The following is a 12000-nucleotide window of genomic DNA, read 5'->3' as shown; positions in this document are numbered from 1 at the left end:
TGTATTGTAAGCTATCAAAAAATGGTAACAATACTGCCACAATAACAATATCGGAGAGGCTGATATGCCTGTAACCAAAAGTCAGGCGCTATTTGTAAACTTTTTAGGCAATTCACCTAAATGGTACAAATACGCAATTTTGGCATTTTTAGTAATAAATCCCCTGCTGTTTTTTTATGTCAGTCCATTTATCGCTGGATGGGTGCTAGTCGTTGAATTTATTTTCACTCTAGCAATGGCACTTAAATGTTATCCACTTCAGCCCGGCGGTTTGCTCGCAATTCAAGCCGTATTTATTGGCATGACATCTCCCTCGCAAGTTCTACATGAAATTGAAGCAAACTTAGAAGTATTGTTACTTTTAGTCTTCATGGTCGCTGGTATTTACTTTATGAAGCAGTTGTTACTGTTTGTATTTACCAAGATGATTACCAAAGTACGTTCGAAAATAATCGTTTCATTGATGTTTTGTACTGCGTCAGCATTCTTATCTGCGTTCTTAGATGCGTTAACGGTCATCGCGGTTATTATTGCTGTTGCCGTTGGTTTTTACTCTATCTACCACAAAGTGGCTTCAGGAAAGAGTTTTAATGATGGTCACGACCATACATCTGAAACAACTGAACAGTTAAACAATGAAGAATTAGAATCGTTCCGAGCATTCTTACGTAATTTATTAATGCATTCAGGCATTGGTACCGCTCTTGGTGGTGTTTGCACCATGGTTGGCGAACCACAAAACTTAATCATTGCGGCCCAAGCCCATTGGCAGTTTGGTGAGTTTTTCTTACGGATGTCGCCAGTGACAATGCCAGTATTGGTTGCAGGTATATTCACTTGTTTTCTTGTCGAAAAATTCAAAGTCTTTGGTTATGGTGCACAATTACCTGATGCAGTACATAAGATTTTAACTGATTACGCCACTCATGAAGACTCGCACAGAACCAATCAAGATAAAATGAAATTGGTTATCCAAGCCCTTATTGGTATTTGGTTAATTGCTGGTTTAGCACTTCACCTAGCTTCTGTTGGCCTCATTGGTTTATCAGTCATCATCTTAGCCACTGCGTTTAATGGTATAACCGACGAACATTCTTTGGGTAAAGCATTTGAAGAAGCTTTACCTTTCACTGCACTATTGGCGGTATTTTTTGCCATCGTTGGTGTGATTATTGACCAGGAACTGTTTGCTCCAGTGATCCAATGGGCATTAGGTTATGAAGGCAATATGCAGTTAGTGATTTTTTACATCGCTAACGGCTTGTTATCTATGGTCAGTGATAACGTGTTTGTGGGAACTGTTTACATTAATGAAGTGAAAGCAGCATTGATGAGTGGCCAAATCACTCGAGATCAATTTGACTTACTTGCTGTGGCAATTAATACCGGTACTAACCTACCTTCTGTGGCTACGCCGAATGGACAAGCAGCGTTCTTGTTCTTGTTAACCTCGGCCATAGCACCGCTTATTCGTTTATCGTACGGCCGTATGGTATGGATGGCGTTGCCTTATACGATTGTATTATCAATTGTGGGCGTGATGGCCATTGAGTCAGGTTTCTTAGTCGACATGACTGATTTACTTTATGAAACTCAATTAATTATCCACCACTCAGCCAAAGACATCAGTGGCGCGGCAATGGGTCATTAATTAAATCAGCTTATTGGACTTAGTAGATAAATTATCTTAAAGTCTCTATTGTTTGTGTAAACACCCTCATTTGAGGGTGTTTTTTTATCTGTTAACACATTTATTAGGAACTGAAATTGTCGCAACTACAGCAGTTTTGCCATAACCGTTTGTCTTGGGGTTTATTATTATTGTCCGCCATTGGATTGGAATTGGCAGCCCTTTTCTTTCAATATGGAATGGATCTAGCGCCGTGTGTCATGTGCATTTATATTCGGGTTGCTGTACTCGGTATTATTCTGGCAGCGCTGATAGGGATACTACAACCTAAAGTGTGGTTGTTACGATTAGTGGGTATGGCTGGATGGTCTGTATCGGCGGTTTGGGGCTTCAAATTAGCTTATGATCTAAACCAGATGCAAGTTAATCCTTCACCGTTTGCGACTTGTTCTTTTTACCCCGAATTCCCCAGTTTTATGCCATTAGACACCTGGTTACCTTCAGTATTCTCGCCAACAGGCATGTGTAGTGACTCACCATGGTCGTGGCTGTCTGTCAGCATGGCACAATGGATGATGCTTGGTTTTGCTGTTTATGGTGTTATTTGGTTGTTGATGTTGTTACCTGCACTTAAATCTGCAAAATAAATCAGCAAAAGTTCGAAATCAAATATAAAAAAGACCTCATTGAGGTCTTTTTTATATTTGAAGAATTGATTATTCAACGTCTAGCATCGGCCACAGTACAATACAGTCTTCCAAATACTTCACTTTCATTTCGTTTACGGTTTTACCTTGTACCGAAATGCCCGATGCATGCATAGCCTGTTTATTTCCAGTCAATAACGGATGCCAGCTAGGTAGGCCTTTACCAACATGCAAACGTCGGTAAGCACAGCTATCTGGTAACCAAGTCAGCTCAGCAATATTCTCAGGCGTAATGGCAGTACATTCAGGCACATAAGTAAAACGATCAGGATATCTACGGCAACCACAAGTATCGTTGTCCAATAGATGGCAGGCGGCATTGGTATAATAAAGTTCATCCGTTTCATCATCGATGATTTTATTTAGACAGCACTTACCGCAGCCGTCACAAAGAGACTCCCATTGTTCGGGGGTCATGTTTTCTAAAGGTGTGGTTATCCAAAACTGAGTCATCATTTTATGTCTAAAGTAGTTTATTGTCTAAATTTTCACGCATTTTACACCTAAAACGGTACAATTTACTGTTTAATTTTCTCAGAAAGGTAGGTTATTGCCAGCGTATCGTACAAAGAATTATTAAATTGATGTAATAATCGAAAATTATTATAAGTTAAATAAAAGCGGCCTTTGGGTCCATCCGGCGCAATTAATGATACTTCCATGTCATTACGTTGGGGTAAATCTGCACCATCAAAACGCCTGACACCATAGGCTTGCCAATCTGGAAATGTGTGATGTGATTGTAAACCAAGTAAGTTTGGATCTAACATCATTGTCGTTTTTACCTGTCTTCCCCACGTAGAATCATATTGCCAATCTTGTTGATGTAACATATTAGCCGTAGATGCAAAGGCATCATCCATACTGTCCCAGACATTAATGATGCCGTCTTTATCGGCATCTATACCGTATTGGAGTATCTGGCTAGGCATCATTTGCATCTGCCCCATCGCCCCTGATGAAGAACTTTGCAATAAATCTTCGGTAATATTTTTTTGTTCGATTAGCTTGAGCGCTGCAATAAATTCATTAATGTAAAAAGCTTCTTTATCGCCTTTATAAGCCAGTGAGGCTAAAACAGATAACCCAGAAAAACGTCCTGTTCGCTCTCCAAAACGAGAGTTCATCCCCCATAATGCCATCAGGAATCGGGACTGAACTTGATAAGTTCGGCTAATATTTTCTATTTGTGATTCATGTTGCTGAAATATTGCTCTGGCTGTACTCACGGTAATTTCAGGTACAGCTTGGGGAATAAAGTGTTCTAATGTTTGTGATTCATCTGAATGGGTATTGAGGCTGGCTTTTTTGAAGATTTTAATATTAGCAATATAGCGTTCTGCTGTCAGTTGATTAACGCCAGTGGCTATTGCCCTTTGTTGTAGTTCCAACAAATAGTCGGAAAATTCGCCACGGCGGTCTTCTGCCATGGCAATATTAGAACAAATGAAGTAACAAAATGCACATAAAATGATTTTTTGAATCATATTCGTCTTGATTACTCCTTTAAGAATGAGCTTATTTCTTAAAAGCTAATTCTTGTTTATGTTGTTCGAGTAAATTAATTTGCGGTGGTGGTATTTGCAAGTAATAGCCTTTTTCTACTAATGCTGACTTAACTTTATCAATATCAGCGATACCTAAATGATCTCGTTTAGATAAAGGTACAATCATCACTAATGTCTTTGAACCAAACATTTCCATTAACGGTTCAGGAACGTCATCAAATACATCACGTTTTTTGACAAAAAGGTAAGTATCTGCTCTTCGACCGCTTTTATATACTGCACATATCATTTTAGTGTAAATTTCCAAAGGTTCAAACTTGATAGTCAACTAAGCACACTATAACATGGTGGCACAAGAAAATAATTGTAAATCAGTTTATCGCTGAAGTATTGGAGAATCACGCCGGGATGGCTAAACAAAATCTCGAATTAAAGGCCACGTCTTTTACCTTATCAGTACTGCATATCAATCATAACGATCTCGATATCATTGCGGCTGAATTAGACAACAAATTGGCTCAAGCTCCCCAGTTTTTTTTGGGCGCCCCCTTGGTATTAAATTTATCAGCCATTCAGCATACTCACATTGATTTTAATGCACTAAAACAATTATTAATTGACCGAAATCTTATTATTGTAGGCATTACCGATGCCAGCCCAGAACAAATTGAACAAGCAAAAAGTATGGCAATTGCAGTGGTCAAATCGGGTAAACAAGCCCGCAAAGCTGAGTTGCCTGTACGAGCAACTAAAATTGTTAAACAAAATGTGCGTTCTGGACAACAAATATACGCACAAAATGCTGATTTAATCATTTTTGGTGCGGTTGGTAATGGCGCTGAAGTCATTGCTGATGGTAGCATCCATATATATGGTGCTCTTCGTGGGAAAGCCATGGCGGGTGCTGCGGGAGATAATCAAAGTGTGATTATCGCTAACTCGTTAGAAGCAGAATTAGTATCGATTGCTGGACAGTATTGGTTGACAGAACATTTGCAACAATACGATCTAAGTCAAAGAGGCTGTGTTCGCCTTGAAGGCGCATCTCTTACTGTTGAATCATTGCCCCAATAATCGGCAAATACAAGGATATAAATATAAATGGCGCAAATTATTGTTGTCACATCAGGTAAAGGCGGTGTGGGTAAAACAACATCCAGTGCAGCAATTGCCACCGGATTGGCCTTAAAAGGAAAGAAAACTGTCGTTATCGATTTTGATATTGGGTTACGTAATCTTGATTTGATTATGGGTTGTGAACGCAGAGTCGTATATGATTTTGTTAACGTCATTAATGGTGAAGCTAATTTGAACCAAGCGTTAATTAAAGATAAACGCTGCGACAAACTGTTTATCTTACCCGCGTCTCAAACACGCGATAAAGATGCGCTCACTAAAGAAGGCGTTGGCCGGGTACTTGAGAATTTAGCCAAAGATTTCGATTATATTGTTTGTGATTCACCAGCGGGTATTGAACAAGGTGCCATGATGGCGCTTTACTTTGCCGACATCGCGATTGTTACCACTAACCCTGAAGTGAGTTCTGTACGTGACTCAGATCGTATATTAGGCATGCTGCAGAGCCGTTCACGTCGTGCGGAATTGTCTTTAGAGCCCATAAAAGAATATTTATTGTTAACTCGTTACTCTCCTGCGCGGGTCAAAACGGGTGAAATGCTCAGTGTTGAGGATGTGAAGGAAATATTAGCCATTGAATTACTCGGTGTGATCCCTGAGTCTCAATCGGTACTGAAGGCGTCAAACTCTGGTGTACCGGTCATTATTGATCAAGAAAGTGATGCAGGTTTAGCTTATGGCGATACGGTTGCACGCTTATTAGGTGATGATGTACCTGTTCGATTTATTACAGAAGAAAAAAAGGGATTCCTTAAAAGGATATTTGGGAGCTAACTATGTCGATACTTGATTATTTTAGAAGCAGTAAAAAGCCCAATACCGCATCATTGGCAAAAGAACGATTACAAATTATTGTGGCTCACCAACGTGGTGAACGTGGTGCACCTGATTATTTCCCAAAGATGAAACAAGAAATCATCGAAGTGATCCGTAAGTATGTGCAAATATCAGACGACCAAGTCTCTGTGCAACTTGACCAAAACGATGACAATTTATCGGTGTTAGAGTTAAACGTTACCTTACCTGATTCAAAGTAATCAGCCAAGGTCACCCTACTCTGCTTAACACAAAAAAGGATACTGGCATTATGCGAGTATCCTTTTTTGGTATGTTGATAAATTGCATTAACTAAAGCTGAATTAACTAAAGCGCACTGGCTCTAGTAAATCACCTACCAACTGCCCACGCCAACCGACCAAGAGTATTGGTGTTGGTGTTTGTTTGTTGTGATACAACCATAATAGAAATTCATGAATATGGCGCTTAGAACCAACAAATTCTAATGCGACATTTTCACGCTCACATAATTCAGTTAAGACTGTTTTAACTTCTTTAAAAGCTGATTTATAACCTGACTTAAGCGCAACAACATCAACTTCTTCAGGTAGATTAATTAAATCTGCCGTCGCCATAACTGTTAATAAATCTTTGCCGTGAATGCGTTTCTCTTGATCTGTTAAGTCATTTAAACTATTCAATTCCGCCAGTGTGGTCGGTTGTTTTTTGGCTAATGCAATTAATGCATGGTCTTTTACCACAAAACCCAGCGCTAGATTGCGGCTTACCGCTTTGGCTAGACGCCATTTCGCCAATACTTTTAAATAGGCTAGCTGCTGACTCGATAATTGAAATGCATTTTTGACTTTAAGGTAAACGCTGTCGCCTTCTGGCAATGACATGCGCCCTTCAGTCATACGCTGACCTTCTTCAAACAACCATTCAAGACGATTGTCCGCAGCAAGCTTCTGTTGCAGCTGAGGGTATAATTGATATAAATAAAACACATCATTAGCCGCATACTGTAATTGCGCATCAGACAGTGGACGATTCATCCAATCCGTACGTGATTCGCCTTTATCTATTTCGACTTGCAAGCATGCGTCAACGAGCTTGGCATAACCTAATCCGTGGCCTAAACCAGCAAAGCTTGCCGCTATTTGGCTATCAAATAAAGGGCTTGGTTGGCATTCACCATAATGAGCAAACACCTCGAGATCTTCACTGCATGAATGCACTAATTTGACAATATTTTGGTCAGTTAATAACTGCCAAAATGGGCTTAAATCGGTAATCGCAACCGGATCAATTAAGGCTAAAGTTTTGCCATCATAGGCTTGAATAAGGCCTAATTTAGCATAATAGGTTCGAGTGCGGACAAACTCAGTATCTAGCACCAGCAAGGTGCTTTGTTGGTATTGTTCAACTAATGACAACAGGCTGGCATCATCACTGATATATTCAAACGTTAACAAAATAGGCTCCGCTAAAAAAAGGTGTGAGCAATACGATAAGCTGATAACAACCAAACATAAAAAAGCCGGCTTAGTTGCCGGCTTTGATTTTACGCTTTGTTAACTTCATCTCGAAGTTGTCGGCGTAAAATTTTACCCACATTGGTTTTCGGTAATTCGTCTCTAAATTCTACCAGCTTAGGAACTTTATATCCCGTTAAATGATGACGGCAGTGCTTAATCAGTTCTTCTTCGGTTAATGATTTGTCTTTTGCTACCACAAAAATCTTCACTAACTCGCCACTGGCATCATTGGGAACGCCAACAGCAGCGACTTCGATAACTTTAGGGTGTAGGGCAACAACCTCTTCCACTTCATTCGGAAATACGTTAAAACCTGACACTAAAATCATGTCTTTTTTACGATCGACAATGAAAAAGAAACCTTTTTCATCCATATAACCAATATCACCAGTGGCTAACCAACCGTTTTTATCAATCACACTGGCCGTTTCTTCCGGACGCTGCCAATAGCCTTGCATCACTTGCGGGCCTTGAGCATACAACTCACCGGTTTCACCCTGGGCTAATACTTTACCATCATCATCACGTATCTGAATGAAGGTTGAAGGCGCAGGAAAACCAATAGAGCCATTGTACCCACTGAGATTATAGGGGCAGCATGTGACCAATGGTGATGCTTCAGTTAAACCATAGCCTTCGAGTAAACGTGTCTTAGTAAGGTTTTGCCATTTATCAGCAACGGCGCGCTGCACCGCCATCCCGCCGCCAATAGACAATTTTAAACCAGAAAAATCAAGTTGAGTAAATTCTTCATTATTAACCAAAGCATTGAATAAGGTATTAACACCCGTTAATACCGTAAACGGGTACTTTCTAAGTTCACCCACAAATGCTGGGATATCTCGAGGGTTAGTGATCAGAAGATTTTTACTGCCTTTGTGTAAAAACAATAAACAGTTGACTGTCAGTGCGAAAATATGGTAAAGAGGCAATGCTGTCACCACAAACTCAGCACCATCATCAAGCGTTGGAGAATAAGCGCCACTAGCTTGTAAAACGTTACTTACTACGTTTTTATGGCTTAACATGGCACCTTTAGATACCCCTGTAGTTCCACCGGTATACTGTAAAAAGGCCAAATCCTCGCCACTAATATCGGCTTTAATGTACTGCAGGCGTCGGCCTTTAGAGAGCGCATCACGAAATGATAATGCGTGCGGTAAATGATATTTTGGTACTAATCTTTTAATGTATTTAACAACAAAATTCACTAAGGTGCGTTTGGGTGCGCTGAGCTGATCACCAAGGTTAGTGATAATGACCGACTCTATTGGTGTTTGATCAACAACTTCTTCTAGAGTGTTAGCAAAGTTAGACACCACAATGATGGCTCTTGCACCCGAATCGACTAATTGATGTTTTAATTCCCGTGGCGTATACAGTGGGTTAACATTAACCACCACCATACCCGCACGTAAAATACCAAACAGAGCAATAGGATATTGCAGCAAATTGGGCATCATAATGGCAACACGGTCGCCTTTATTTAAGTGCAGTTCGTTTTGTAAATATGCAGCAAATGCTCGACTTCGCTCTTCGAGTTTACGGTACGTCATCGTCGCACCCATGTTAATAAATGCAGGTTGGTCAGCATATTTTGCTACTGCATCTTCGAACATGTGTACTAAAGAACTGAATTGAGATGGGTCGATTTCGGCCGGAACATGTTCAGGTAAATTATTAATCCAAGGCTGGTCCACAGGTGTCTCCTAATAATGCCCACTGTGCTAAGACGTGCATTCCCCGTCAGTGGTAAAATATTTTATTGTCTGCGTATCATTAATATTGTTTTCGCAGGCTTTATTATGTTGCTTGTCATGAACTAAATCATACAAGTGTTTTAATTTTCGATCATAATCACATAAATAAACTAAAAATAACAGCGTTTTCACCTATGGCTAACGGCTATTTAGAATAAATGCTCCAATCGATTTAGCAACCAGGTCGGCATTCCCCATGTGAAGATGATGGTCTCCGGCTAAATGAACGATATCAATATTGGAAAACCATTTATTGGCTTGCTCTGTTGATACTGTTAATTGTTTATAGCCATCATGGCCAACAATGAGTAACGAAGGCGTGTCACTTATTGTCATCAAAACGTCAACCTGTTCAAAGGTAAAACGGTTAAGTGAGTCTAATTTTAACCGAGGATCACTACGCCAAGAATAGTGGCCATCAGTGGCGGCCATATTACGTTTGGTGATCATTTCGCACCATGGTAATGCTAATCCAGTGAGTTGATGGCGAGCCTGAATCGCAGTATCCATTGAAGAATACGTTGGAGTGACTCTGGCTAGTTGACGATTAAAGCGTTGTTGTTGCTGTAAGCCTTTTCGTAAGCGATCTTTAGCTTGTGTGGCAGATTCAGATAACGGTGCTAGGGCTTCTATTAATATGAGTTTATGGATGTTGTCAGCAAGACATGCATTGTAAGCTGACGCCACAATGCCGCCGAGCGAATGGCCCAATAAGATAATGGGACCCGTTTCTTGTGACAGGGTATGGATCACGGCTTGCAGATCGTAAATATAATCAACCCAATGCAACGGATAACGCCCTGGGCGATGATCTGATAATCCATGCCCTGGCCAATCGATGCACATCAGTTGAAATTTATCGAATAACCCTTGCTGGGCAAAGGCCTGCGCTAAGGGGATAAAACTGTCGACATTATCAAGCCAACCATGCAAAGCCAAAATCACTGGCTTGTCGGCTTGACCATAACGTTTAGCTGCAAGAGTAATATGAGCCAACGGCAATTGAATTTCTTCTACATCAATGTTCAACATTGTTGGCTCACTTTGCAAAAATTATTTAGCGGCTATTTTGGTAAATTTGATTGTCATACGATCACTTTCACCAATATCAAGATACTTCTGTTTATCTTGATCGCCCATAGCTAAACGCGGTGGTAATGTCCACACACCTTTTTGATAATCTTTAGTGTCTTTAGGATTGGCATTCACTTCAGAGCTGCCGGTTAATTCAAAACCGTATTTATTGGCCAACTCAACCATTTGATTTTGATCCATATAGCCACTTTCTGCAGCCATACCGATATTGGCACGATGTTCAACAATGCCTAATGAACCTCCAACTTTTAACACGTCATGAGCGGCTTTAAACACACCTTCCAACTCTCCTTTCATTGCCCAATTGTGCAAGTTACGGAATGTTAATACGTGGTCTGCAGAATTATCTTTACCCAATGAAAACTTAGCCGGTGGATCAAGCGTTACAAACTGTACATTGCCTACACTGGCTTTGTTATCGTTAACCCATTTTTCAAACTTTAAACCAGCTGATTTGTAATAAGCACTTTGATTCGTGTCTGTTGCAGGATTAGTTTCAAAATTAGCAGCTACATATTGGCCTTTTTCAGCTAGGTATGGCGCTAAAATTTCAGCATACCAACCACCACCGGGCCATAGTTCAATCACAGTTTGTTCAGGCTTAATATCAAAAAACGCTAATGTTTCAGCAGGATGACGATATTGGTCACGTAGTTTATTATCTGCAGTACGAAACTCGCTGGCCACTGCTTTAGCAAGGGCAGAACTAACCTGCGGTGCCGTCACTTTTTTATCGGGCATACTATCGGCTGCGTATATTGCGGTCGACATACCTAAACTTGATAAGCCAATTAAGGCTCCTAACATCATGTTACGTTTCATTTTGACACTCCCTTTTTTCGATCAACTTTACGCCAACAGAGCAACAACATAAACCCGCTAAAGGCGAGCCATGTTATTACCCATAACCATGCAGGTAGCCAAGTCATTTTAGCTAACATAACCGCATCGCCTTGACCGCTTAACCCCAATAATACCATCGGACTTGCCATGGCATTTAAAATAATCATTAACCCTAATATACGCAGTAAGGTGTTTAACAGACTACTGTTTTTTAATTTAAGTGGTAACAAAAAAAGTATTATCAATACGCTGAGTATAACAATGGTTAACACATCGCGAGCCCAAAAAAGTAACGATGCAGCCACGGTAAACGCGAGTAAAGTCAGGGTAAATCTAATGGTCTGTTTTTGCGTTGCCATCAGAAATATCGAATAACCCCAGAGTGCGGCGCCAAAATAGCCCGCATAAGCGATTAAGATACTGCTGCCGCCTTGGCTAAAACAAAAGCCAGCGCCGTTTGGAAATAGCTGAATATGACTGACCGAGCCACCGGTCAATAATGTCGCGATGCCATGAGATAATTCGTGAAAATAACTTTCAAACCATTTAAAAGGTATAGAGATATAAGGGAATCGCGTCAGTAAAAAAGCCAACAGTAATTCAATCACAAAACGGCTACGACTGGGTGTTGCAGACAACGGCACATTAGGCATATAAATCAATACCAACCATTTGTTGAATTTCGTCTCTTTTAGCAGAATGCTGTGTCGATAAATACTGCGCTATAGCGCCACGCTGACTGTAAGTCTCACGGTCGTATTCAACACGCGCTTGCTGTTTGGCCGATAAAGTTGAATCATCAACAATGGCCATGTTGCGAGCTTCAATCCCTTGAACCTCAGTTTCTACAGTAGCAGGATTAACAATAATAGGTTCGTGGGCCGCTATGATCGGCCGATTACCGGCAACAGCTTGGCTCAGGCTAATTGGGCCTGATTGATTATTTGCCATTGATAATGCTGAATTTATCGTCATTAACGACACCGTTTACCTATATTTGAATCT

14 protein-coding genes are annotated in these 12000 nt (G+C 40.5%); 5 read left to right on the top strand and 9 right to left on the bottom strand.

Annotated elements, in window-relative coordinates; translation table 11 throughout:
- Nucleotides 1–64 precede the first annotated feature (64 nt).
- The gene (nhaB, locus tag CXF88_RS15075) at nucleotides 65–1651 is read left to right on the top strand and encodes a sodium/proton antiporter NhaB (protein ID WP_101087585.1); all 1587 of its coding nucleotides are present in this window, start codon (nucleotides 65–67) and stop codon (nucleotides 1649–1651) included.
- 116 nt (nucleotides 1652–1767) lie between these two features.
- On the top strand, nucleotides 1768–2277 hold the full coding sequence (dsbB, locus tag CXF88_RS15070; protein WP_101087584.1) for a disulfide bond formation protein DsbB: 510 nt from the start codon (nucleotides 1768–1770) through the stop codon (nucleotides 2275–2277).
- A 69-nt stretch (nucleotides 2278–2346) separates the two neighbouring features.
- Here the strand turns inward: dsbB and CXF88_RS15065 are convergent, their stop codons facing one another.
- From CXF88_RS15065 to CXF88_RS15055, 3 genes are all read right to left on the bottom strand, one after another.
- Nucleotides 2347–2793 carry a YcgN family cysteine cluster protein gene (locus tag CXF88_RS15065; protein WP_101087583.1) on the bottom strand — a complete coding sequence of 149 codons (447 nt, stop codon included), beginning with the start codon at nucleotides 2791–2793 and terminating at the stop codon, nucleotides 2347–2349.
- 62 nt (nucleotides 2794–2855) lie between these two features.
- Complete coding sequence (locus CXF88_RS15060; RefSeq protein WP_101087582.1) at nucleotides 2856–3824, bottom strand: lytic murein transglycosylase; 969 nt, start codon at nucleotides 3822–3824, stop codon at nucleotides 2856–2858.
- 31 nt (nucleotides 3825–3855) lie between these two features.
- Entirely contained in the window at nucleotides 3856–4134 is a 279-nt protein-coding gene (locus CXF88_RS15055; RefSeq protein WP_101087581.1) for a YcgL domain-containing protein, read from the bottom strand.
- Nucleotides 4135–4253: 119 nt separating this feature from the next.
- Between CXF88_RS15055 and minC the strand changes: the two genes are divergently transcribed.
- The 3 genes from minC to minE are packed head-to-tail and all read left to right on the top strand — an operon-like array spanning nucleotide 4254 to nucleotide 6019.
- Nucleotides 4254–4919, top strand: a complete 666-nt coding sequence (gene minC / locus CXF88_RS15050) for a septum site-determining protein MinC (RefSeq protein ID WP_101087580.1) — start codon at nucleotides 4254–4256, stop codon at nucleotides 4917–4919.
- Between the two features lie 27 nt (nucleotides 4920–4946).
- On the top strand, nucleotides 4947–5756 hold the full coding sequence (gene minD, locus CXF88_RS15045) for a septum site-determining protein MinD (protein WP_011637202.1): 810 nt from the start codon (nucleotides 4947–4949) through the stop codon (nucleotides 5754–5756).
- Nucleotides 5757–5758: 2 nt separating this feature from the next.
- Nucleotides 5759–6019, top strand: coding sequence for a cell division topological specificity factor MinE (minE, locus tag CXF88_RS15040; RefSeq protein ID WP_011637201.1), 261 nt, complete (start codon nucleotides 5759–5761; stop codon nucleotides 6017–6019).
- Between the two features lie 102 nt (nucleotides 6020–6121).
- Here minE and rnd read toward each other — a convergent pair whose 3' ends face one another.
- The 6 genes from rnd to CXF88_RS15010 all read right to left on the bottom strand — a co-directional run bounded on the left by rnd (nucleotide 6122) and on the right by CXF88_RS15010 (nucleotide 11970).
- The gene (gene rnd / locus CXF88_RS15035; protein WP_101087579.1) at nucleotides 6122–7234 is read right to left on the bottom strand and encodes a ribonuclease D; all 1113 of its coding nucleotides are present in this window, start codon (nucleotides 7232–7234) and stop codon (nucleotides 6122–6124) included.
- Between the two features lie 89 nt (nucleotides 7235–7323).
- On the bottom strand, nucleotides 7324–8997 hold the full coding sequence (gene fadD / locus CXF88_RS15030) for a long-chain-fatty-acid--CoA ligase FadD (RefSeq protein WP_101087578.1): 1674 nt from the start codon (nucleotides 8995–8997) through the stop codon (nucleotides 7324–7326).
- A gap of 198 nt (nucleotides 8998–9195) precedes the next feature.
- Nucleotides 9196–10089 (bottom strand): alpha/beta fold hydrolase, encoded by an 894-nt coding sequence (locus tag CXF88_RS15025; protein ID WP_101087577.1) that lies wholly within the window; start codon nucleotides 10087–10089, stop codon nucleotides 9196–9198.
- A 21-nt stretch (nucleotides 10090–10110) separates the two neighbouring features.
- Nucleotides 10111–10893, bottom strand: coding sequence for a methyltransferase (locus CXF88_RS15020; protein ID WP_242445179.1), 783 nt, complete (start codon nucleotides 10891–10893; stop codon nucleotides 10111–10113).
- A 77-nt stretch (nucleotides 10894–10970) separates the two neighbouring features.
- The gene (locus tag CXF88_RS15015) at nucleotides 10971–11648 is read right to left on the bottom strand and encodes a M50 family metallopeptidase (RefSeq protein WP_101087575.1); all 678 of its coding nucleotides are present in this window, start codon (nucleotides 11646–11648) and stop codon (nucleotides 10971–10973) included.
- On the bottom strand, nucleotides 11641–11970 hold the full coding sequence (locus CXF88_RS15010) for a hypothetical protein (RefSeq protein WP_059745362.1): 330 nt from the start codon (nucleotides 11968–11970) through the stop codon (nucleotides 11641–11643). Before CXF88_RS15010 ends, CXF88_RS15015 begins: the two co-directional genes overlap by 8 nt.
- Nucleotides 11971–12000 lie beyond the last annotated feature (30 nt).

The organism is Shewanella sp. ALD9 (genome assembly GCF_002836315.1).
GTDB lineage: Bacteria > Pseudomonadota > Gammaproteobacteria > Enterobacterales > Shewanellaceae > Shewanella.
Note: the sequence above shows the minus strand (reverse complement) of the source record. Positions and strands in the feature narration are given on the sequence as shown.